Genomic DNA, 22,007 nt, shown 5'->3' with positions numbered 1-22,007 from the left:
TACCGGCACCTCATAATCAGCCAAGAAAAAGGGCCGCCCGGACAAACCGGACGGCCCTTTTTTGTTCAGACAGCCCAGAAGGCCGAGCCGATTAGTCCTGCGTCAGGAAATCAGGCAGGCCACCGGCATCGCCTTCATTCTGAGTCTTGTCGCCACCTTCGCTGCGCGGGCCACGTTCGCCACCGCGACCACCACGGTCACGACGATTGCGATCGCCTCCTTCGCGACGGGGACCACGATCACCGCGCCCGTCTTCTCTGCCGCCACGATCGCCACGCGGTTCGCGGGGCTCACGTGCGGGACGGGTGTCTTCCAGTTCGGCGCCGGTTTCCTGATCGACGACGCGCATCGACAGGCGAACCTTGCCACGCGGATCGATCTCGAGGACCTTGACCTTGACTTCCTGGCCTTCCTTCAGAACGTCAGCGACCTTCTCGACCCGATCGTTCCGGATTTCCGAAACGTGGACGAGACCGTCCTTGCCGCCCATGAAGTTCACGAAGGCGCCGAAATCGACGAGGTTGACGACCTTGCCGTCATAGATCTTGCCGACTTCCGCTTCCTGCGTGATGCCCAGGATCCACTTACGCGCGGCTTCGATCTGGTTGATATCGGAGGAGCTGATCTTGATCAGGCCCTCGTCGTCGATATCGACCTTCGCGCCGGTTTCCGCGACGATTTCACGGATGACCTTGCCGCCGGTGCCGATGACTTCGCGGATCTTCGACTTGTCGATCTGCAGCGTCTCGATGCGCGGCGCATGAGCGGAAAGCTCGGTGCGGACTTCGCCCAGCGCCTTGCTCATTTCACCGAGGATGTGGGCACGGCCTTCCTTTGCCTGCTCCAGAGCCTTGCGCATGATCTCTTCGGTGATGCCGGCGATCTTGATGTCCATCTGCATCGTGGTGATGCCTTCGGACGTGCCGGCAACCTTGAAGTCCATGTCGCCAAGATGGTCTTCGTCACCCAGGATGTCGGACAGGACGGCGAAGTCCTTGCCTTCCAGGATCAGGCCCATGGCGATGCCCGACACCGGACGCTTCAGCGGAACGCCTGCGTCCATCATCGAGAGCGAACCGCCGCACACCGTAGCCATCGACGAGGAGCCGTTGGATTCGGTGATGTCGGAGAGGACGCGGATCGTGTAGGGGAACTCGTCCTTGCTCGGCAGCACGGGGTGCAGCGCACGCCATGCCAGCTTGCCATGACCCACTTCACGACGACCCGGCGCGCCGAAGCGACCGACTTCACCGACCGAATAGGGCGGGAAGTTGTAGTGCAGCATGAAGTTTTCGTACGACAGCCCAGTCAGCCCGTCGATCATCTGCTCGGCGTCCTTGGTGCCCAAGGTCGTGGTGCAGATCGACTGCGTCTCGCCACGCGTGAACAGCGCCGACCCGTGGGTGCGGGGCAGAAAGCCGACGATGGCTTCGATCGGACGGATCTGCGTCGTGGAACGGCCGTCGATGCGGGTGCCATCCTTCAGGATCGCGCCGCGAACGATTTCCGCTTCCAGCTTCTTGACGAGCTTCTGGGCAGCCATCTGATCCTGCGGCGCGGCGTCGGAGAAACCTTCCTTCGCCTTGGCGCGGGCTTCGTTCAGCGCGTTGGAGCGTGCCGACTTGTCGGTCAGCTTGTACGCTGCGGCAATGTCCTTGCCGATCAGCTTCTTCAGCTTGTCCTTGGCAGCGGAAAGATCAGCCTGAGCGGCCATTTCCCAAGGGTCCTTGGCAGCCTTCTCGGCAAGCTTGATGATCGCACCGATGACCTTGCGGCAGGCATCATGCGCGAACGAAACGGCGCCGAGCATGACGTCCTCGGACAGCTCCTTGGCTTCCGACTCCACCATCATGACGGCATCGTTGGTGGCCGCGACCACCAGGTCGAGTTCACCGGCCTTAACATCGTCCATCGACGGGTTCAGGCTGTACTCGCCATCCTTGTAGCCGACGCGCGCCGCGCCGATCGGGCCCATGAAGGGAACGCCCGAGATGGTGAGCGCTGCCGAAGCCGCGATCATCGCGACGATATCGGGCTCGCTTTCGCCATCGAACGAGAGCACCTGGCAGATCACGTTGATTTCGTTGTAGAAACCTTCCGGAAACAGCGGGCGGAGCGGACGGTCGATCAGGCGGCTGGTCAGCGTTTCCTTTTCCGTCGCGCCGCGCTCACGCTTGAAGAAGCCGCCGGGAATGCGGCCTGCTGCGGAGAATTTTTCCTGATAGTGAACGGTGAGCGGGAAGAAGTCCTGCCCTTCCTTCACGGACTTGGCAGCGGTCACGGCGCACAGCACCACGGTCTCGCCATAGGTGGCCAGCACAGCGCCGTCGGCCTGACGCGCAATGCGGCCCGTTTCGAGCGTGAGGGTCTTGCCGCCCAGCTCGATTTCTACTTTCTTTACGTCGAACATATTTATTTCCTTCGCCCGCGATGCCCTATTGCATGGCGGGGCCTTTGGTGGGTCCAAACGACCCATGGGTGGAGAGCCTTGGCCCTCCTTAGCCGTCCCTAACGGAACGGTGCGGGGGACGTTCCCCCGGTTTCACACCGCCGCACCGAATTGCACAACGACATGTCTCAGAATCAGAAACGGCCCCGCGCGGGGGCCGCTCCTTCGTTTCGGCTTACTTGCGCAGGCCGAGCTTGCCAATCAGGTCCGTATAACGCGCCTGATCTTTCTTCTTCAGATAATCCAGCAGGCTGCGACGCTTGTTGACCAGCATCAGCAGGCCGCGACGGCTGTGATTATCCTTGTGATGAGTCTTGAAATGCTCGGTCAGGTTCGTGATCCGCTCAGTGAGGATCGAAACCTGGACTTCGGGAGAACCCGTATCGCCTTCGGCGCGGGCATGTTCCTTGATAAGCGCTTCCTTGCGCTCGGCAGTGATCGTCATCTGTCTTCTTCCTTCGACATCAGGTTAAAGCCACGCACCACCCTGATCACATGATCATCGGCCTCGACCAATGCGACGGGTATTTCGCCCAGTATCGCCAGATGGAGTCCGGTGGTTGCGGCTGTCCCGGTCAGCGTTCGGCCTTGTTGAAGGGCAGCGGCCTGATCGGCGGTAACAGCGAAAGCCGGGATGTCGTCCAGCCCTGCTGTCAACGGCAGCAAAAGCTGCGCGATGGAGCGGTCGTTAGCAGCATCCGCCAGATTGTCCAGTGAAATCGCGGACTCGAGCATGAACGGGCCCGCCTTGGTCCGCCGCAGCATAGTCACATGGCCGACGGTGCCGAGCGCAAGCGCGATGTCCCGCGCAAGGCTACGGATGTAGGTGCCTTTGGAAACGTGAGCGGTAATCGTAATTTCCGTGAGCCTGCCGTCCCTGCCCGCGCCGGTGTGATGGATTTCAAGACTGAAAACAGTCACACTCCGGGTCTTCATCTCCACCACCTGGCCCGCGCGGGCGAGATCATAGGCGCGCTGGCCATCGATCAGGATCGCGGAATAAGCGGGCGGCACCTGCTCAATCGGTCCCGTGAACCGGGCAAGTATGGCCTCCACTTCGGCCAGAGTGGGCAGCACCTCGCTTCGGGCCACCACTTCGCCCTCCATGTCCAGCGTATCGGTCTGCAAGCCGAAGCCAATGGTGAACTCGTATATCTTGGATGCGTCCAGCATCCGACCGGCCAGCTTCGTCGCCTCGCCCAGCGCGATCGGCAGCACGCCCTCCGCCAGCGGATCTAGGGTGCCGCCATGCCCGACTTTTGTCTTCGGTTCGCCCGCCTGCCGTAGCGCGCGCTTCACCGCCGAGACAGCCTGCGTGGAACCCAGCCCGCGCGGTTTGTCCAGGATCAGCCAACCATGCAGCATCACTCCTGCCACTCTTCGCGCAGGATCGAGAGCACGACCGTATCCCGTAAGTACCCCGTCCACGTCCGCCGCTGGCGGCGCAACACGCCTTCCCTGACGGCCCCGAGCTTTTCGACAGCCCGCAACGACCGTCCGTTGCGGGTATCGATCCGGAACTCCGCGCGCTGGAACCCGCATCCGAAAGCACGGCCCAGCAACAGCGGCTTGATCCGGCCATTGAGGCCGGTCCCCCGCACCGCCGGAGTCATATAGGTGCCGCCGATTTCCAGCACGCCGCTCGCCGCGTCGATGTTGAGATAGCCGGAAATGCCGGTAAGAACGCCGCCTACGCGAACGGCAAAGGGGTTGCGCGCCGGATTGCCGACAATGGCCTCGAATTCACGATCGAAGTCATCACTCGCAAGCCGAACCGGATATATCTCCCATACCGCGTCATCGTCCGGGCAGATTGCGCGCAGGTCCTCGCGATCTCTCTCGGCCAACTGAGTCATGACGATATCGCCTGCCGCAATCGAGGCGAGCAGGCCGTCCATATTTACCATCGTCAGCCTTCCCGCAGCCGCGCCATGAAGTGCCTGCGGCACAATGCGATGTAGCTGTCATTGCCGCCGATCTGCGTTTGCTCCCCATCGCGCACGGCCCTGCCCGCGCCGTCCACCCTCAAGTTCATCGTCGCCTTGCGCCCGCATTCGCAGACCGCCTTGATCTCGCTCAGCGAGTCCGCGATCCCAAGCAATAATGCGCTGCCTTCGAACAGCGCACCGCGAAAATCCGTGCGCAAGCCATAGCAAAGCACCGGAATGTCGCTCTCGTCACAAATCCGCGCCAGTTGCAGCACCTGAGCAGCCGTAAGGAATTGCGCCTCGTCCACCAGCACGCAGGCAATCGGCCCCTGCGCATGCTGCATCAGGATCGCGCTATGCAGGTCCATCTGCGGATCGAAGACATGCGCCTCCGCCTCCAGCCCGATACGGGAGGTGATGTGCCCGGCATCGTAGCGATCGTCTATCGCGGCGGTCCACAGCATCGTCGCCATGCCGCGCTCGCGATAATTGAAGCTGGACTGGAGCAGCGTCGTCGATTTCCCCGCATTCATCGAGGAATAATAGAAGTAGAGCTTGGCCATGATGCGTCAGGGAATGGGCGGCGAAATGCCGTCCAGCCAGCGCACCAGCAAGTCGGCCAGCGCAATGCGATGGTCGGAAAAGCTGTGGTCGGTCGGCATCACCTGGACCTGTGCGGCGGGCCATACCGATTGCGCGGCCCCGCCGATCCTGCGTGCCGTCGCTCCAATCCCTCGCTCCGCACCGACGATGCTGAACGGGCGTTGTCCGAAGGCTATGACACGCGCGCTCAGATCGAAGCGCGCAGCATTGGCGGTCATTTCCTGCGACAACGCCTCCACACTGGTTCCCGCGAGCGGCGGCAGATCGCCCGTCGCCTCCGCCGCCCAAGCGACCTGCCCTTCCTGAGTCGCGAGCGAGGCGGCCGTCTCCGATATATCCCAGGGGTCGATGAGGAACAGGCCCGCGACCGCCGGATCATCCGCCGCCGCATCGGCCGCCATGAAGCCGCCCATGCTGTGCCCGGCAACCGCAATCGCCTTAGGATCGATGCGGTATTTCGCCTGCGTCACCGGATCGTGAAGAAAAGCGAGTGCAGTATGCGCGTCCTGCGCGGCGTTGGTCAGGGAGAAGCGGCCGGGGCTGCCCCAACTGCCGCGATAGTGCAGCGTCAATACGTTCCAACCACCGCGCCGCGCCGCCTGCGCGAGATCGAGGTTCTGCTCATTACCCGGAAAGCCGTGCAGCAACAGCAGCGTCGGATGCGGTCCGCGTCCTGACGCCCTGTACATCACTGCGTTCATTGCGCCATCGCCTGCGGGGAGCACGAACGCGCTCATGTCGGCGGGAATGCTCTTGTCCGCCATCGGATCGGAGATGACGGCGCGATGCACAGCCTCCTTCGCCTGCGCATGCGAAACAGTGAGCAGAAGCGCTGCCAATGCCGTCATCTTACGCATGGGAATCTCCGCCGCTTGGCCCTTTGTCGCCGCATCTTTGGGCCGGACGTTCATCAAGCGCAACAGAACGCCGCAATCTATTCCGCTTCGTCGCTGCCCAGATCCTGCGCCACCTTGGGGTTGCGCAGCAGCTTGTCGATATGGCTGCCTTCGTCGAAGCTGTCATCGGCCAGGAATTTGATCTTCGCGGCATATTTAAGCTTCATCCGGCTCGCCACTTCGCGCTGAAGATAGGCGGTGTTCGTCCGCAGAGCTTTCAGCACCGCCTCCTCGTCCCGGCCCAGCAGCGGCTTGATGAACGCGGTCGCATGACGCAGATCGGGAGACATGCGCACTTCGGTGACGCTGACGACATGCTTTGCCAGCACATCGTCATGCACATCTCCACGCGCCAGGATTTCCGAGAGGATATGGCGCACCTGCTCGCCCACGCGCAGCACGCGGACGGAGGGGCCTTCGGAAGGTGTCACAGCCATATGCATGTCCCGTCATCCGGACATCCCGCCATCCCGACATCAGCCGGGATGGCGCAAATCCTTACCGTCACAACGTCCGCGCGCGTTCCTCGACCTCGAACGTTTCGAGATAATCGCCTGCCCTGAGGTCAGTGAAGTTCTGCGTGAAGGTCACGCCGCATTCCAGACCTGCACGGACTTCGGCAACATCGTCCTTGAAGCGACGAAGCGAGGCGATTTCACCCTGATAGGTGATGACATCGTCGCGGGTGATGCGCGCCTTGAGCGCCTTGCGAATGACGCCGTCGACCACCAGCAGACCAGCGGCCTTGCCATGCTTGCCCGCCGAGAACACCTCGCGGATTTCGGCGCGGCCGACGATGGTTTCGATACGCTCCGGCGCAAGCTGCCCGGCCATTTCGTTCTTCACTTCCTCGATGAGGTCGTAAATCACATCATAGTAGCGCAGCGAGACCTTGTCCCGCTCGGCCAAGACGCGCGCCTTTGCATTGGGACGCACGTTGAACCCGATCAGCGGGGCGCGCGAAGCCGCGGCCAGCGTAACGTCGCTCTCGGTGATCGCGCCTACGCCGCTTTGCAGCACGCGGACCTTGATCTCGTCGGTCGATGCCCGGTTGAGCGAATTGACGATCGCTTCGACCGACCCCTGCACGTCGCCCTTCACCACCACCGGATATTCGATGACGGTCGTGTTCAGCGCAGAGAACATATGCTCGAAGCTGGTCGGCGCAGAGGTCGTGCGCTTGCGCGTCTTCTGCTCGGCGCGATAGGCCGCAACTTCGCGGGCACGCGCTTCATTCTCCACGACGGAGAGCTGATCGCCCGCCATCGGAACACCTGACAGCCCGAGGATTTCCACGGGAGTCGAGGGACCGGCGACCTTCACATTCTGGCCCTTGTCGTTGACCAGAGCACGCACCTTGCCGCTTTCGGCGCCGACGACGAACGTGTCGCCAACCTTCAGCGTACCCTTGCGCACCAGCACCGTCGCGACAGGACCACGGCCCTTGTCCAGTTTCGCCTCGATCACATTGCCTTCGGCAGCGCGATCGGGATTGGCGGTCAGTTCGAGCAATTCGGCCTGCAACAGGATCTTTTCGATCAGTTCGTCCAGACCCGTCCGCTTGGTCGCGGAGACGAGCACGTCCTGAACGTCGCCGCCCATGTCCTCGACCACTACTTCCTCGCTCAGCAGGCGCTCGCGCACCTTCTGCGGATTGGCTTCAGGCTTGTCGACCTTGTTGATCGCAACGATCATCGGCACGCCTGCCGCCTTGGTGTGGTTGATGGCCTCCACCGTCTGCGGCATCAGTCCGTCATCCGCCGCCACCACAAGGATGACGATATCGGTAACGTTCGCACCGCGCGCACGCATTTCGCTGAACGCCTCGTGGCCTGGCGTATCGAGGAAGGTGATCAGATCGCCCCCCTCCGTCTTCACCTGATAGGCGCCGATATGCTGGGTAATGCCGCCGCTTTCGCCGGACACCACGTCGGTGCCGCGCAAGGCGTCGAGCAGCGAGGTCTTGCCGTGATCGACATGGCCCATGATGGTCACGACCGGCGGACGGGCCTTCAGCGTTTCGACGGCATCCTGATCGCCCTCGATGCCGATTTCGACGTCGGATTCAGACACGCGCTGGATGCGGTGGCCGAATTCTTCCACCAGAAGTTCGGCGGTATCCTGATCGATCACTTCGTTGATCGTGACCGGAGTGCCCATCTTGAACAGGGCCTTCACCAGATCCGCGCCCTTTTCGGCCATGCGGTTGGCGAGTTCCTGGATCGTGATGCTTTCCGGCACGACCACATCGCGGCTCTGCTTTTCCCGCGGCTGCTGACGGCCGCCACCATGGGCGCGCCGTTCCTTTTCACGGGCACGCTTGAGCGCGGCGAGGCTGCGGGCGCGAGCGCTGTCGTCCTCGGCAAGCGCCTTGGTAACGGTCAGCTTGCCGGACTGGCGGCGATCGTCGACGCCGCGCTTCGTCTTGTCCACCTTGGCCGGCTCGGGCCGCTTGATCGGCGACACCGGCGTAAAGCGCCGAGGCGGCGGCACAACGCTCGTTGTCGTTGCGGCAGGTGCTGCGGCTTCGGTGGCAGGCGCTGCGGCTTGCGCAGGCTCCGCCGGAGCAGCGGGCGCTTCGGCCGTAGGCGCGGCGGCAGGCGTTTCCACCGGAGCAGGCGCGGCAGCGGCCGGCGCAGGTTCGATTGGCTGGGGCTGAGGCTCAGGCTGCGGCGCATTGCTCTGCTCGGCACGCCGCTTCTCTTCCTCGATCGCAGCCAGACGTGCGGCTTCGGCACGGCGACGCGCATCTTCCTGCGCGGCCATTCGTGCTTCTTCGGCTTCGCGCAACAGCTTCTGCTGCAGTTCCTGACGAGACATCAGGCTGTTGGCGGGGTTCTGGCGCGGCGGCGGCGGCGGCGCGGCGGGCGCTGGAGCCGGACGCGGCGCCTGAACAACCGGCGCGGGCGCGACTTCGGGCTCGGGCGTCGGCGTCGCGGCCTCGCCCGGCTTGCCAATGAGGCGGCGCCGCTTCACTTCCACCACGACCGTATTCTTGCGGCCATGGCTGAAGCTCTGCTGCACCTGGCCGGACTCGACCGTCCGCTTGATACCAAGCGGCTTGCGGCCCAGAGTCGGCTTGTCTTCCTTGCTGTCACTCATTGACTAAACTTAACCCTTCACTTGCGTCATCTGGGCGCGCGAACCATTCGGTTCGCAGGCCAATTCCTGATTCTGATCGGCCGGAACGCCCAGCGCGGCGGCGACTCCGTCCTCCTGGGACGGGGCAGCGCGCGACGGCGCTGCATTAGCGCATCCGAGATAGATTTGCCAGCGGCCAAGGGCGCTTTGCAGACGCGCGGCGGCCTTCTGGTCCGTTACGGCAATATGGACGACGTTCTCACGCCCCATGGCCTTAGATAATGCGTCCCGGCCCACAGGCAAGACGATGCCCGCCAAATCGGTGCCTTCGGCGTCCTGCCCCACCCGCAAAGCCTGATCCAGCTTGCGGCTGCCATCCGGCCGCGCATCGGCGGCATGATATAGTTGCACGACATTCCCGCGACGCGCCGCATCCTCGATCTTCGCCGATCCAGTGAGCAACATGGACGCCTTCGCCTCCAGCCCCAGCCGGTCGAGCAACGCATCGCGCAAGGCGGTGTCGATCCGATCCGCCAGATCGTCCCGGACCATGATGTCACTGGTCTTGAACGCGCGGATCAGCGCGCCTTTCAGCTTGTTGTTGGCCAGCGCCTTTTCCAACGCCGGACGCGCCACGCCAATCCATGCGCCACGGCCCGGAGCCTTGGCGCGCGGATCGACCGCGACCTGCCCGTCAGGCCCGAGCACCAGACGCACGAGACCTTCCGGATCAGCCCGGTCACCCGAAAGGATGCACCGTCTTTCGGTCATTGCGGCCTCCCCTTAAGATGGGAAAGCCGGTCCGCCTCAAACCCTAGCGTGTCATTGGGGAGTTTCCGCAACAGCGTCCTCCCCAACATCAGCGGCTTCATCTTCGAACCAGTGCGCACGCGCGGCCATGATGATCTCATTGCCCTGCTCTTCACTCAGGCCATATTCGGCCAGAATGCCGCCCTTGTCTTCCGCACTTTCCTTGGCGCGGCGGCGCGTATCGACGCGCTTCTTCGCAACCAGTTCGTCGGTGGCGAGATCGGCGAGATCGTCCAGAGTCTTGATGCCGGCCTTGCCGAGCGTGACGAGCATCGCTTCGGTCAGGTGCGGCATTTCCGCCAGCGCATCCTCGACGCCCATGCCGCGGCGTTCCTCGCGGGCAGCAGCTTCGCGGCGCTCCAGCGCTTCGAGGGCGCGGCTCTGCAGTTCCTCGGCCAGTTCATCGTCGAAGCCTTCGATGCTCGCCAGTTCGTCGATCGAGACATAGGCGACTTCATCGAGTTCGCCGAAGCCTTCCGCGACCAGAAGCTGCGAGAGCGTCTCGTCCACGTCCAGTTCGCTCTGGAACAGTTCGGAGCGCTGCACGAATTCCTTCTGGCGCTTCTCGCTGGCGTCCGCCTCGGTCATGATGTCGATGGCCGACCCGGTGAGTTGCGAAGCTAGGCGCACATTCTGGCCGCGACGGCCGATGGCGAGCGAAAGCTGATCGTCGGGCACGACCACTTCGATGCGGCTTTCATCCTCATCGATGACGACGCGGCTGACGGTCGCTGGCTGCAAAGCGTTGACCACGAAGGTCGCCGTGTCTTCCGACCAGGGAATGATGTCGATCTTCTCGCCCTGCATTTCCTGCACGACGGCCTGCACGCGACTGCCCTTCATGCCGACGCAGGCGCCGACCGGATCGATACCGGAGTCGCGGCTGATCACACCGATCTTGGCGCGGCTGCCGGGATCGCGCGCGGCGGCCTTGATCTCGATGATGCCATCGTAGATTTCGGGCACTTCCTGCGCGAACAGCTTCTTCATGAAGTCGGGATGCGCGCGGCTGAGGAAAATCTGCGGCCCGCGATTTTCACGGCGGACATTGAGGATGATCGAGCGAATGCGGTCGCCGACGCGAACGACTTCGCGGGGGATCTGCTGGTCGCGGCGGATCACGCCTTCGGCGCGGCCGAGGTTCACGACGACATGGCCGAATTCTACGGACTTCACGACGCCGGTGATGATCTCGCCCACGCGGTCCTTGAACTCTTCATGCTGGCGCTCGCGCTCTGCGTCGCGGACCTTTTGAAAGATCACCTGCTTGGCGGACTGCGCGTCGATACGGCCGAGGTCGATCGGGGGCAGCGGATCCACGATGAAGTCGCCGACGGTCGCGCCGGGCTGCAATTTCTGCGCAGCCTTCAGATCGACCTGCTTGAAATAATCCTCGACGGCTTCCACCACTTCGACGACGCGCCACAGGCGCAGGTCGCCGCTATCCGGGTCGAGCTTAGCGCGGATGTCGTTCTCGGCACCGTAACGCGCGCGGGCGGCGCGCTGGATCGCGTCCTCCATCGCTTCGATCACGATGGCCTTGTCGATCATCTTTTCCGATGCCACCGAATTGGCAATGGCGATCAACTCGGCCCTGTTGGCGGAAATGGCGTTGGCCATGTGGGGACTTATCCTTCCGTTTCGATTTCGTCCGCTCCGTCCGAGGACAGCGGCATTGTAGCAGATATGAGTGCGTCAGTCAGCACCAGCTTGGCGCTCGTAATATTGGAAAAGGGAATCTCCACCCGGCCGACCTTCGCATCGACCAGATGAATGATGTCGCCCTCATGGCCTTTTAGGATTCCCTTCAGGGTCTTGCGGCCCTCCACGGCTTCCTCGACGGTGATGCGAGTCTCATGGCCCTTCCAGTCGTCGAAGTCGTGGAGGCGCGTCAGCGGCCGGTCGATGCCGGGCGAACTGACTTCCAGGCGATAGGCTTCCTCGATCGGATCGGTTTCATCGAGCACATCGGAGAGGCGGCGGGATATCGCGGCGCAATCCTCGATCACCAATTGGCGCGTATCGCGGCGCTCGGCCATGATCTGGAGCGTGCGCTCGTCGCCCGCGCCGAACAGCTTCACGCGCACCAGGTCGAAGCCAAGGGCTTGCACCTCCGGCTCGATCAACTGTGTCAGTGCGGCAATGTCCGCCATTCAAACCCTCGAATAATTGCACAGGCGCTTGTCGCCGCCGGCCCCGTCGGAGCCGACCCTCGCATGTGTGACGATGTAAGGAAGCAATGGCGATATAGGCAGACATGCCCTTTAAGGCAACCATATTTGCACAAGATCATTTGCGTAGTAGCTTCATCGTCAGGATCGTCCCTTGAGAGGATATCGCATGCGCCATTCGCCGCTCGCCATTGCCATGCCGCTCGCGCTTCTCGCCTGCTCAGGCAGTGGCTCCGCCAATGGCCAGCCTGCCGCGAGCGCATCCAAGCCATTCAAGACGTCCGTCATAGCGGATTTCGACGCGCCATGGGCCATGGCATTCCTGCCCGACGGACGGATGCTGGTAACAGAAAAAGCGGGAACCTTGCTGCTGTTCGATCCGAAGAACGGCACGAAAATACGTGTTTCCGGCATTCCACCCGTCGACAGTGCCGATCAGGGCGCTTTGATGGATGTCGTGTTGCACCCTCAGTTCGCAACCAACAAGCAGGTCTATGTCAGCTTTTCGGAAGCCGGCCCCGGTGGCAAGGGCGTGGCGCTGATCACCGGCACCTTCGCGCAGGCGAGCGATGGCAAGGCGGCGCTCTCCAATGTGAAGAAGATTTTTCAGGCCACACCGTACGTCGAAGGCAACGGCCATTATGCCGGCCGGATCGCCTTCTCGCCGGACGGGAAATATCTGTTCTTCACCAATGGGGAGCGGCAGAAGTTCACGCCCGCGCAAGACCCTAAGGCTACCCTCGGCAAAGTGCTGCGGCTGAACCTGGACGGTACGCCTGCGGCGGGAAATCCGCTGGCGGCGAAGGGCTTCCATCCGGCTGTCTGGTCCTATGGCCACCGTAACCTTCTCGGAATTGCGTTCGATGACAAGGGACAGCTTTGGGAACAGGAGATGGGCCCCAGGGGCGGGGACGAAGTGAACCTGATCAAACCGGGCCTGAATTATGGCTATCCCCTCGCGTCCAACGGCAGCCATTATGACGGACGCGATATTCCCGACCACAAGCCCGGCGACGGCTTCGAGGCGCCGAAGGTGAGCTGGAACCCGGTGATCTCGCCCGCCGGCCTGGCGTTCTACAACGCCGACCTGTTCCCGGCCTGGAAGGGATCGCTGTTCATTGGCGGCCTGTCCAGCAAGGCGCTCGTCCGGGTGAAGATCGACGGAAGCAATGCGAGCAAGGCCGACCAGTGGGACATGGGCGCGCGCATCCGCGACGTCGAGCAAGGCCCGGATGGGGCATTATGGGTATTGGAGGACGAAGATGACGGTTCCCAGGGCCGCCTACTGAAACTGACGCCCGCCTAACGGCAGGCGCGCCAGCCCATTGCCCCCCGCTCCGCCTGATCGAGGTGGAGATGGTCGGCATGGGCAGAGTTATAGTCGGGCGATAGCACCGTGGAGAACAGCGCGCATGCCCCATCCCGCACCTCATGCAGGAACTGCGCGCTTTTACCCTCCACTTTCCAATCACGAATGAGGCGTATCCTGCGCCCGTCCGCCAGAACGAACCCGGCAATGTCGATGGCGTCGGCAGTCGCATGTTCGCTGAAGTCACCGCTGGATCGCCCGTACATCCGGCGGCAACTGAAGCTGCCGAAATGCTCGATTTTGCGCACCTGCTGCCCGAACACACGTTGCGCGGCGGGCTGCACGACGTTCCATTCCCACATTTTCAGCGCGGCGGCGACCGGGCATGAAGGCGCAACCGAGGCCGGAGCGTAAGCGATCGCACCCTCTGCCGGCTTTAACCTCAGGGCATCGCCATATGCGCACTTTCCTCCACCTCTGGCCCCGAGCGCAACATATTCCACCCCGGCGCGATCGAGCAGTTGCTGGCACTGCGGCAAGTCCTGTGTCAGCGCCGCCAGCTTGCGCCCGGTAAACATGCCGACCGGCTGCGCCAGATCCAGAGGTGTCCATGGGAGGTCCTGTGGACGCCCCTTCATCAATGCATATCCGCAGATCAATGCAGAGCCGACCAAAGCAAGCCAGAGGAGCCGCTGCGTCCATCTGTAGAAGGCTCGCATGGTCAACCCCGCATGGCTGTCTCGATCGGCTCTTCACATATGGGGTAGCCAAGGTGGTTGGGGATGCAGAGCACCTCTCCCCCCGGCCGATGCTCGATCCAGGGCACGATCTTTTCCACCGCAATGGTGCGCGCATGCTGCTCCAGCGCGGCTATCGATGAGAATTGGGCCACGCGCTCCAGATTACGACGGGTCGGGAAGATCACGCGCCCGCTCCCATTGGCACAGCGTGCCAGCACGCCTGCCGCCGTGTCCCAGAACAGATCGACATGTTCAGAATTGTCCACCGTCGGCTCAGGGCCTGCCACGTTGTGCCGCGCCAGGTAAAAACGCGCGTCGAACACGCGACGAGCCACATCTTTCGCGTTCGGATGCCATCGCGCGAAAGGTACCAGGGCGCCAAGGTCCAGCGTCATTCCCCCGTTGCGGAGCAGGCCGGAAAAGGGCGCACCGCCCTCCAGTTCCTTGCGGAGTTCAGCCAGCACATCAATGTCGGAAACGCTCAATCCGGGCGCGATGCCGCTTTCTTCCAGGGTCTCACGGATTGCCCCGACACGCGCGCTCGCCTCATCCAGCGTCAGGTCCGTGTTCAGGGATTGCGCAACGACACTGTCGTCCGGATCGATCGCACCGCCTGGAAACACGAGCGCATCAGCGGCGAACGCCATATTGGGTGAGCGCTTCACCATCAATATTTCGGGAGCAAGCGCTTCCCGCTCGCGCAGGACGATGAGAGTCGCGGCTTGGCGCGTAACAGGTGATCCTTGGGCCTCGGTCATGTCACCTGCTTAGGCTGGCTGCATCACGAGCGAAAGCCGTCATTCCAACCATAGCGACGGGCCGCGGTTTCCCGGCCGGGCTTTTGCCACAGGATCGTTGCCGCACGCCCATTTCAGCGTCTTAGCCAGGCTTCCGCGTCATCAAGGTCGATAAATTTATAACTGGTCGGTCCAGGCGGCGCGGAGAAATTGGCTTCCAGGAACCACTGCCCCTGCAATTCCCCATGAAGATCGGACAAACATGTCAGAACGGCCATCAACCGACCGTCCCTGAAGGCAAGCACGGCGTCATTGTCATGATCGCCGCAATCGAGTTTCACCGGCTTGAATTCTATGACCATCATTAAGCTGCTGCTGCGTGTAGATAGGCAGGATCGAAGTCGGCTGCATGCTTCAGTCCCTCCCAATCCAAAATATGCACATGCCGCTTGTTGCGGGCGATCACTCCATCTTCCGCAAGCGCCTGTAGCATCCGGTTCACGTGGATCGGCGTCATTCCGGTCGCGTCTGCAATCTCGTCCTGGGACATCGGAAGCTCGAAACGCTCGATCGTGCCAAGTCCGACAGCTTCCCGGCGTGCCGCGAACTCGCACAGCATATGCGCCACGCGAGACTTGCCGTCCCTACGCCCCACGTTGAGAACCCATTCCCGGAAGATCGACGCATCGATCAGCGCATCGCGCCAGAGCGCTTCATTGACGGCCGGCCGGGTTTCCAGAACATGGCGGAGGCTCGCCGCCGAAACCCACGCAACCGTAGCGGTGGTGATCGTGGAAACGCTATGATCGGCGCGCGTCAGCATCAGGTGCTGCAGGTCCAGCATGTCTCCGGGAATGTGGAACGAGACGATCTGCCGCCCGCCCTGGCTCGTCAGCTTGTACCGGCAGGCATACCCCTTAAGAAGAAGGCAACAGTCCGTCGGCCGATCGCCCTCCCGGACGAGATGCGTACCTGCAGCGGCTTCAGCGATGTTGAAGGGGAGTGCGGAAATAGCGTTTCGGTCGTCATCATTAAGCTTGGCAAGGCGTTCGAGCTTACGGATCAATAGCGCGAACGGCCCGTCGTCGTTGGCAGGCATCAGCATCTTTCTTTGGAAATAGATGCCCTTAATTTGGCGAAGCTTTGGCAAAGGTCAAGTGCCTGATTCCATTAGGAAGGCAGCAGGCATTCTCGTTAACACCTTGATCCTAAGGCAACCATCACACCGGGCCGAAGCGGTTTTAAGGGGCGTAGCGCCTGGGCACATCTTCCGTCTCCGGAATGTTAGTCGGACGGGCAGCGCCATGAAACCATGACCGCTGCCCGCCCGTGCTTCCGGCAGGGACCGCCGAAAGATCAGAAGCTGTAGGCGAGGCTCAGCACAGCGGAGCGGCCTTCACCCGGCGTTGCCCAACCGTTGTTGCGAATACGGGTAAAATATTTTTCGTTCGTGAAGTTCTGAACATTCAGTTGTGCCGTCAGGCCGTTGTTGAACGCATAGGACAGGAACGCGCGATGGCTGAGATAGTCCTTCGACCGGTAGATCGGCGTGAGCGTGGTCGAGGGAATGGGCGCCGCAGCGACCAGCGCGGAGTTGTTCAGCGCGAACGATCCCTGATAAGTGAAGCCATAGCCGACCTGAAGACCGAAGGGCAGCAGATAGGTGGTGAACAGGCTGCCCGAATGTTTGGGCGTGTTGTTCAGTTCATTGCCCGCCTGCGGATCGGGGATCGCAGCCGAATTGCCGCATGCGTTGGTGACGACAGGCGGCGTTCCGGCGGTCACGGGGCCGGGATTGGCAAGGCAGTAATCCGACACGCTCTGAAGGACCTTGGTCTTCAGATAGGTGTAGTTGGCAAAGATCGACCATTCGGGCGTGATATTGCCGGTCGCGCCGAGCGCAATTCCATCGGCGCGCGAGCGGCCGTCCAGCACCTGAATGTCGGGCTCGCCGGGCACGAAGGCCGAGACGCGATAATTGGTGCGTTCGTTGCGGAAGACAGCGGCCGTCAGCTGAAGCCGATTGTCGGCCAGGTCGATCTTGCCGCCGATCTCGTAATTCTTCGCGCCCTCCGGTTTGACGGTGCAGTTCGCGGCCGTGCAGGCTCCGTTGACGGACGCCTTGGACGGCGTCTTGGAATTGCCGAAAGCTGCATAGATGCTCGCATTGGGGATGGGCTTCAGCACGACGCCGACGCGATAGGAGAAGAGATCGTCTTCATTTTCGAAGCGCGTTCCGATCTTCACGTCACCCCGATTGAACGTGCTGGTGGTGAAGGGCGCGATGGCATCCGTACGGGAATAGCCCTTGTTCTTTTCATAGCGCACGCCGCCGTTCAGTTCGATCCAGTCGGTCAGCTTGACTGCATCGAACAGATAAATGGCGTAGTTAGTCTGCTCGCCGACCGTGTAGGCGGTCTTCGTGAAGTTATATGGGCCAGTGTAGAGATTGGCGCTCGCCGGATTGGCTATGTTGCCGAAGGGCAGGCGGCGCGTCGTCGTCGTCCGGTCATAAGGATTGGTGCCATCGGCATTGCGCAGCACGCTAGCGCCGATCAGCGTGAATTTTTCCCATGCAACGGACGCACCCAGCGTCATCGTATGTTCAAGACCACCAGTGTTGAAAACGGCCTTCAGATCAAGCTGGTTGTAGCCGAGCTCGTTGCGGGTATCGCGGAGGTTGCCCTGCGGGCCCGTCAGCAGGTAGGATCCGGCCGGCACTGTGATCGCAACCGTGGCGGGTGCCCCAAAGGATGTTGCCGACGGATTTGTCGCCGCTGCCGCTGCGGTGGTGCACGCTGTGCCGAGCGGCGTCAGGCCGGAAGCCAGGCAGAAGGTGCCCTGCGGCGCCGTGGCAATCGAGAGCTGCTTCACATTCTGGTAGCGCGTGAGATTGCGGATCGACACATCGTCGCTGAAATCATGATCGAAGATGGCCGTCAGCGAATTGACGTTGATCTTCTGCTTGTCCACGCCGCGCAGACCATAATAGCCTTCGCGGTCGAAGCCGGACACCAATCCCCCGGCAGCGGCAAAATAAGGCACGCCATATTGAGGAACATTGTTGTCCTCCTGATGAAGATAGGCGAGCGTCAAGCGCGTCGGGCTGTCGATGCCGATCGTGAGCGAGGGCGCTACACCCCAGCGCTTGAACTGTTCATGATCGCGCCCCGGAACGTCATTGCGATGGAACATGGCGTTCAGGCGTACCGCGATCACATCACTGATGCGCTTGTTGGCGTCCACGGTGGCGCGGTAATAGTCGTCGGTGCCGACGCCGCCGTTGATCACGGTAAGATCGTCCGCTTTGGGAAGCTTCGTGACAAGGTTGATATTGCCGCCGACTGCTCCCGCGCCCGATACGGCGCCATTAGCGCCATTGAACACTTCGATTTGCTCGAGGTTGAATGTGTCCGAGCGTGTATATTGCGCACTGTCGCGCACGCCATCGACGGTGATGTCGTTGTTCGCACTGAAGCCGCGCAGGTTGATGCTGTCGCCATAACCGCCGCCGCCTTCGCCGGCACCGAAGGTGATCCCCGGAACAGTCGAGAGCACGTCGCGCAACGTCAGCAGGTTCTGCTTCCGGATAGTCTGGTTGCCAATGACGGTGATCGTTTGGGGCGTATCGAGCAACGGCCGCACGATCTTGGGGGATTCAACTTTATCCACCTTGGGCGTATCTTCCTCGATCGCCGATTCTGTCACGGTCACGCCACCCAGAGTCCGCTGGTCTTCCTGCGCCTGTGCTGCCTGCGATGTGACAATGGCGCTGACGCATGACAACGCAAGGAAAGCCGGAGTGGCCATGCGATGCTTGGAATTGGTCGACATACTGTTTCCCCAGAGAAATGATCGAGAGAGCCACTATTGCGACGCATTATCGGTGTCAACGGTTATTGCGAATGATTTTCATGTGTGTCGCAAAATGTATCTGAAATAAAGAGGCTTCGTGCCCTGCAGGATCGCGTCTGCTCCGCGCTCTGGGGCAATATGAAGCGCCGCAACCGATTAAGTGGAGCGGGTGAACTCGCCACCTGTAGTCCGGGCATTGCTTCCACGTCAAAGCTGGCCATACTCCAGGCGATGAAGCGTTGGCTTTACCTTATCGCGGGTTTTCTGGCGCTGGCACTGGGCATTGCGGGCGCGGTTCTGCCGCTGCTACCTACCGTCCCGTTCATCATATTGGCGGCATTCTGCTTCGCTCGTAGCAGCCCGAAGCTTGAACGTCAGTTACTGGAGCACCGCCACTTCGGTCCGCATATTCAACGGTGGCGAAGCGATGGCGCCGTCAGCCGCAAGGGCAAACGTGCCGCAACGGCAGCGTTCGCAATGTCTGCCCTGCTGGGCCTCCTTTTCGCGCCTTGGCCATTTTCCCTGGTGCCAACAGCCGCAGCCGTGATTGGCGGTATATGGATCTGGGGGCGGCCTGAATAACGCCGCAGTCAAGCTACGGCATCGGGGCAAATTGCTAGGTTCACGACATCGACAGAGCGATGCACCTGTCAATCCGTTGCGCGAACCTGCCCCGCCGTTCCATCAAGCCTGTGCAGTCTTGGATGCGCGTTTCTTATAGGCGCGCTTGGCAGGCTTCGGTTCATCAGAAGCGCTCTTGCCATTGACCGTCGCTGCTCCCGATTTCTTTGGCCTCCCCACTGATGTGGCTTTAACGGTCTCATCCGCGACGTCTGCAGGCGCATCGGACGTGCCAGCTCTGATCTTGAGTTTGCGACGTTCTTTACCTGGAGTGTCGGTCGTGGCCGATGCCTGATCTGGGGCATTCTGTGCCAAGTCTTGATCAGCATTGGCACCAGCCTCAGCCGAGCCGTCGACGTCAGACTTGGGCGCGACCTTCGATGCCTTGCCCGCAGCAACTTTCGGCGCGGACTTGGCAGAAGATGCACGTGCTTTACGCGCAGACTTGGCAGGCGGCGCAACAACTTCAGGCACTGAAGGCTGGGCATCTACCGCCGGCGCTTCGGCAGCGAAATCTTCAGCCGGCTTCGTCAATGTCGCGGTTTCAGCATCGGACGGGCCATTGCCGCGGCTCCGCTTCTTGCTCCCGCCCAAACCGTGCTTGGCAGCGACAGCTCTGCGTTCCTCGGAGAAGGTCGGCGCCACCATCGGATAGTTCGCAGGCAGCTTGTAGCGCTCACGATAATCGGCCGGTGATAGCCCATTCGCCTTGAGGTGGCGCTTTAGCGTCTTGTAGGCTTTGCCATCGATCATGCTGATGATGTGATCGCGCGAAGCGAGGCTCTTCCGAATGCTCACTGCTGGCGTAAACGTCGGCGCTTCCGGTTCGACAGGTGAAGGCGCATCAATACCCGCAAGAGCAGAGTAGGTTGACTGGATCAGCCCGGACAAATTCTCACTTGGAACCGTATTGTTGACGAAATACGCGCTTAGCAATTCGACGGTCAAGGTGGTGAGATCGGCCTGCTCGTGGTCAGCCATCGTGTACGTACTCCATTTTGAGGACCGATTGGAAAAAATCCTAGTCACGCGCTTAGCAGCGCTTGCAAAACCATATAGAGCCAAACTTATCAAATTGTATACTAAGATCAGGACTACTCGATTGGGCCAGAAAATAACGGTTGCTGCGATGCAGATGGCGGGCAGGCAGGTATGTGCGAATCAGTCATAGCCGGTGTAGATGTCCGCGGATCCTTGAGCCTCCTCAGAATCTATTGATCTAATACTGATATTGCTCGTGCCACCGCAGCAAGTAATGGCGCTCGGCAACGCGCCAACCGCTGCCGGATCGATGGTTGCGTCACCATGCCAGCGAAGGTGCTTGGAGCCGCCGATGGCAAGCCATCGTTCGCGGGGCTCCTACTGGGATCGGCTTTATGTGGCGCTGAATGCACCGGCTAACGGTAACGAGAACACCTTCTCCGTTGCGGTTCGGCCGGGGTCAACAGTGGTGTGCAGCCTACGCAATCCAGGAACTGGGAATCCCCTCACAGCTATGATCTGAGCCGCGTGCGCTCATCAATGTTCTGCGCGTGTCACGTAGATCAATAAGCCGGCGAGGGCAGATATGCCTGCGAAAATCGCCGCGACCATAGGCACCCCGAGCCCAGCGGTGAGCAGCAGTCCGACGGCAATTGGGCTCAAGGCAGCCCCCCCTCTGCCAATGCCCAACGTGAAACCGATGCCGGTCGAACGAAGATCCGTGTCGAACGCGCGGGCCGCCAAGGCGCACAAGCCTGCAAAGGAGGCGTTCACAAATATGCCGCTGATGAACGCAACGGCGGCCAACAGGGGGAGCGGCCGCAAACTTGAACCAAGGATCAGGATTGCTGCTCCAGAAAGCAGAAGTATTCCTATTGTCGTTCGTTTCAATCCAAGTGATCGCACCACAGGACCGAACGCCAATACACCAGCAAGCCCGCCAACGTTGAACAACATCAAAACTGTTGCTGCCTCGGAGGGGCTGTGCCCGGCATCGACCGCAAATTTGGGCAACCATTTCAGAGCGAAGTAGAAAGTGGAAAGCGTGAACAAGCTCGCCATTGTGAGCATGACGGTCTTGCCGAGTTGCTGTGAGGCAAAAAGGCATCCGAATGTCTGCGTTCTCCGCTCAGCATCCATCGAAGGCAGTTCCTCCAACGGAGAATACCCCATGCGGCCGAGCAGTATGTTCAGTCGGCGCAGCGCATTTCGAGGCTGTTTCCGAAGGAAGTGATGGGGCGTCTCGGGAATGCCCCAAAGAGCCAGCATAAATGTGAGGCTGGTCAGAACGGCGCCTAGACCAAATACCCAGCGCCAGGAAAGGAAGGTAAGTGTATAGGCAGCTGTAGCGCCACCCCCGATCGCGCCGATCGTATATCCAAGGCCCAATAATGCCACGGATTGGTCACGCGATCTTTCGTTGGACATCTCCGATACCATTGACGTCACAGCTGGGTTAAGCCCGCCGAGTCCCAGGCCAGCGATTAACCGGGAAAGAATGAACGGCAGAAGGCTATTGGCTGAAGCCGAGGCGAGCATCCCCAAGCACATCAACATAAGGCATGTGAGGACAATCGGGCGCCTTCCAAGCCGATCTGCCATCCGCCCCATGGTCATTGCGCCGACTGCGGCGCCGATCACGTCCATTGCGAGCATCAGCCCGAGATTGGCTTGGCTCAACTTCCACCCTGCCGCTATGCCTGACGCAGCGACACTGACGGTGACGACGTCAAAGCCGTCAACGGCAAGCTGATCTGCCCCCTTCTGAGTGGTCCAGAATCTCTGTTATTTTGGATTATGAAGGAGTTTGGAAATGGGCAAGAGGC

General features: G+C 61.3%; 19 protein-coding genes and 1 pseudogene. 2 read left to right on the top strand and 18 right to left on the bottom strand.

The window, feature by feature from the left end; all coding sequences use genetic code 11:
* Window positions 1-91 precede the first annotated feature (91 nt).
* The 11 genes from pnp to rimP all read right to left on the bottom strand — a co-directional run bounded on the left by pnp (window position 92) and on the right by rimP (window position 11,920).
* Entirely contained in the window at window positions 92-2,410 is a 2,319-nt protein-coding gene (gene pnp, locus QHC67_RS11730; protein ID WP_319294525.1) for a polyribonucleotide nucleotidyltransferase, read from the bottom strand.
* Window positions 2,411-2,624: 214 nt separating this feature from the next.
* Window positions 2,625-2,894, bottom strand: a complete 270-nt coding sequence (rpsO, locus tag QHC67_RS11725; protein WP_319294522.1) for a 30S ribosomal protein S15 — start codon at window positions 2,892-2,894, stop codon at window positions 2,625-2,627.
* Window positions 2,891-3,811, bottom strand: coding sequence for a tRNA pseudouridine(55) synthase TruB (truB, locus tag QHC67_RS11720; protein WP_319294569.1), 921 nt, complete (start codon window positions 3,809-3,811; stop codon window positions 2,891-2,893). Before truB ends, rpsO begins: the two co-directional genes overlap by 4 nt.
* Window positions 3,812-3,813: 2 nt before the next feature.
* Window positions 3,814-4,356, bottom strand: coding sequence for a GNAT family protein (locus QHC67_RS11715; protein WP_319294521.1), 543 nt, complete (start codon window positions 4,354-4,356; stop codon window positions 3,814-3,816).
* A gap of 2 nt (window positions 4,357-4,358) precedes the next feature.
* Complete coding sequence (locus QHC67_RS11710; RefSeq protein ID WP_319294520.1) at window positions 4,359-4,940, bottom strand: thymidine kinase; 582 nt, start codon at window positions 4,938-4,940, stop codon at window positions 4,359-4,361.
* A gap of 6 nt (window positions 4,941-4,946) precedes the next feature.
* On the bottom strand, window positions 4,947-5,837 hold the full coding sequence (locus QHC67_RS11705) for an alpha/beta fold hydrolase (protein ID WP_319294519.1): 891 nt from the start codon (window positions 5,835-5,837) through the stop codon (window positions 4,947-4,949).
* 77 nt (window positions 5,838-5,914) lie between these two features.
* Entirely contained in the window at window positions 5,915-6,313 is a 399-nt protein-coding gene (gene rbfA / locus QHC67_RS11700; protein WP_319294517.1) for a 30S ribosome-binding factor RbfA, read from the bottom strand.
* 67 nt (window positions 6,314-6,380) lie between these two features.
* Window positions 6,381-8,978 (bottom strand): translation initiation factor IF-2, encoded by a 2,598-nt coding sequence (gene infB / locus QHC67_RS11695; RefSeq protein ID WP_319294515.1) that lies wholly within the window; start codon window positions 8,976-8,978, stop codon window positions 6,381-6,383.
* A gap of 9 nt (window positions 8,979-8,987) precedes the next feature.
* A complete protein-coding gene (locus tag QHC67_RS11690) occupies window positions 8,988-9,728 on the bottom strand; it encodes a DUF448 domain-containing protein (protein ID WP_319294513.1) in 741 nt (246 codons plus the stop codon).
* Between the two features lie 51 nt (window positions 9,729-9,779).
* On the bottom strand, window positions 9,780-11,387 hold the full coding sequence (gene nusA / locus QHC67_RS11685; protein WP_319294511.1) for a transcription termination factor NusA: 1,608 nt from the start codon (window positions 11,385-11,387) through the stop codon (window positions 9,780-9,782).
* Between the two features lie 8 nt (window positions 11,388-11,395).
* Window positions 11,396-11,920 carry a ribosome maturation protein RimP gene (gene rimP, locus QHC67_RS11680; RefSeq protein ID WP_319294509.1) on the bottom strand — a complete coding sequence of 175 codons (525 nt, stop codon included), beginning with the start codon at window positions 11,918-11,920 and terminating at the stop codon, window positions 11,396-11,398.
* A gap of 187 nt (window positions 11,921-12,107) precedes the next feature.
* Between rimP and QHC67_RS11675 the strand changes: the two genes are divergently transcribed.
* Window positions 12,108-13,244 (top strand): PQQ-dependent sugar dehydrogenase, encoded by a 1,137-nt coding sequence (locus tag QHC67_RS11675; RefSeq protein ID WP_319294507.1) that lies wholly within the window; start codon window positions 12,108-12,110, stop codon window positions 13,242-13,244.
* On the opposite strand, the gene QHC67_RS11670 is transcribed toward QHC67_RS11675, so the two are convergent.
* The 5 genes from QHC67_RS11670 to QHC67_RS11650 all read right to left on the bottom strand — a co-directional run bounded on the left by QHC67_RS11670 (window position 13,241) and on the right by QHC67_RS11650 (window position 18,558).
* Entirely contained in the window at window positions 13,241-13,966 is a 726-nt protein-coding gene (locus QHC67_RS11670; protein ID WP_319294505.1) for an extensin family protein, read from the bottom strand. The genes QHC67_RS11675 and QHC67_RS11670 overlap by 4 nt on opposite strands.
* A 2-nt stretch (window positions 13,967-13,968) precedes the next feature.
* Window positions 13,969-14,745: an NUDIX hydrolase gene (locus QHC67_RS11665; RefSeq protein ID WP_319294503.1), complete on the bottom strand. Its 777-nt coding sequence runs from the start codon at window positions 14,743-14,745 to the stop codon at window positions 13,969-13,971.
* Between the two features lie 113 nt (window positions 14,746-14,858).
* A complete protein-coding gene (locus tag QHC67_RS11660) occupies window positions 14,859-15,089 on the bottom strand; it encodes a hypothetical protein (protein WP_319294501.1) in 231 nt (76 codons plus the stop codon).
* Window positions 15,089-15,823 (bottom strand): Crp/Fnr family transcriptional regulator, encoded by a 735-nt coding sequence (locus tag QHC67_RS11655; protein WP_319294499.1) that lies wholly within the window; start codon window positions 15,821-15,823, stop codon window positions 15,089-15,091. Before QHC67_RS11655 ends, QHC67_RS11660 begins: the two co-directional genes overlap by 1 nt.
* Window positions 15,824-16,080: 257 nt before the next feature.
* The gene (locus QHC67_RS11650; RefSeq protein ID WP_319294497.1) at window positions 16,081-18,558 is read right to left on the bottom strand and encodes a TonB-dependent receptor; all 2,478 of its coding nucleotides are present in this window, start codon (window positions 18,556-18,558) and stop codon (window positions 16,081-16,083) included.
* Window positions 18,559-18,810: 252 nt separating this feature from the next.
* On the opposite strand from QHC67_RS11650, the gene QHC67_RS11645 reads away from it, so the two are divergent.
* Window positions 18,811-19,161 (top strand): YbaN family protein, encoded by a 351-nt coding sequence (locus tag QHC67_RS11645; protein WP_319294567.1) that lies wholly within the window; start codon window positions 18,811-18,813, stop codon window positions 19,159-19,161.
* Window positions 19,162-19,263: 102 nt separating this feature from the next.
* Here the strand turns inward: QHC67_RS11645 and QHC67_RS11640 are convergent, their stop codons facing one another.
* Both QHC67_RS11640 and QHC67_RS11635 read right to left on the bottom strand, forming a co-directional pair.
* Window positions 19,264-20,148, bottom strand: a complete 885-nt coding sequence (locus QHC67_RS11640; RefSeq protein ID WP_319294495.1) for a MucR family transcriptional regulator — start codon at window positions 20,146-20,148, stop codon at window positions 19,264-19,266.
* A 570-nt stretch (window positions 20,149-20,718) separates the two neighbouring features.
* A pseudogene (locus QHC67_RS11635) lies at window positions 20,719-21,909 on the bottom strand (MFS transporter); the annotation flags it as partial.
* Window positions 21,910-22,007: the final 98 nt, after the last annotated feature.

The organism is Sphingobium sp., from assembly GCF_033795625.1.
In the GTDB taxonomy this organism is placed as follows: domain Bacteria; phylum Pseudomonadota; class Alphaproteobacteria; order Sphingomonadales; family Sphingomonadaceae; genus Sphingobium.
Note: the sequence above shows the minus strand (reverse complement) of the source record. Positions and strands in the feature narration are given on the sequence as shown.

Bases quoted from the DNA above. Each gene is read 5' to 3' on its own strand.
- pnp (WP_319294525.1), bottom strand. From the start codon at position 2,410: ATGTTCGACGTAAAGAAAGTAGAAATCGAGCTGGGCGGCAAGACCCTC.
- rpsO (WP_319294522.1), bottom strand. From the start codon at position 2,894: ATGACGATCACTGCCGAGCGCAAGGAAGCGCTTATCAAGGAACATGCC.
- QHC67_RS11715 (WP_319294521.1), bottom strand. From the start codon at position 4,356: ATGGTAAATATGGACGGCCTGCTCGCCTCGATTGCGGCAGGCGATATC.
- QHC67_RS11710 (WP_319294520.1), bottom strand. From the start codon at position 4,940: ATGGCCAAGCTCTACTTCTATTATTCCTCGATGAATGCGGGGAAATCG.
- QHC67_RS11705 (WP_319294519.1), bottom strand. From the start codon at position 5,837: ATGCGTAAGATGACGGCATTGGCAGCGCTTCTGCTCACTGTTTCGCAT.
- rbfA (WP_319294517.1), bottom strand. From the start codon at position 6,313: ATGGCTGTGACACCTTCCGAAGGCCCCTCCGTCCGCGTGCTGCGCGTG.
- infB (WP_319294515.1), bottom strand. From the start codon at position 8,978: ATGAGTGACAGCAAGGAAGACAAGCCGACTCTGGGCCGCAAGCCGCTT.
- QHC67_RS11690 (WP_319294513.1), bottom strand. From the start codon at position 9,728: ATGACCGAAAGACGGTGCATCCTTTCGGGTGACCGGGCTGATCCGGAA.
- nusA (WP_319294511.1), bottom strand. From the start codon at position 11,387: ATGGCCAACGCCATTTCCGCCAACAGGGCCGAGTTGATCGCCATTGCC.
- rimP (WP_319294509.1), bottom strand. From the start codon at position 11,920: ATGGCGGACATTGCCGCACTGACACAGTTGATCGAGCCGGAGGTGCAA.
- QHC67_RS11675 (WP_319294507.1), top strand. From the start codon at position 12,108: ATGCGCCATTCGCCGCTCGCCATTGCCATGCCGCTCGCGCTTCTCGCC.
- QHC67_RS11670 (WP_319294505.1), bottom strand. From the start codon at position 13,966: ATGCGAGCCTTCTACAGATGGACGCAGCGGCTCCTCTGGCTTGCTTTG.
- QHC67_RS11665 (WP_319294503.1), bottom strand. From the start codon at position 14,745: ATGACCGAGGCCCAAGGATCACCTGTTACGCGCCAAGCCGCGACTCTC.
- QHC67_RS11660 (WP_319294501.1), bottom strand. From the start codon at position 15,089: ATGATGGTCATAGAATTCAAGCCGGTGAAACTCGATTGCGGCGATCAT.
- QHC67_RS11655 (WP_319294499.1), bottom strand. From the start codon at position 15,823: ATGCCTGCCAACGACGACGGGCCGTTCGCGCTATTGATCCGTAAGCTC.
- QHC67_RS11650 (WP_319294497.1), bottom strand. From the start codon at position 18,558: ATGTCGACCAATTCCAAGCATCGCATGGCCACTCCGGCTTTCCTTGCG.
- QHC67_RS11645 (WP_319294567.1), top strand. From the start codon at position 18,811: ATGAAGCGTTGGCTTTACCTTATCGCGGGTTTTCTGGCGCTGGCACTG.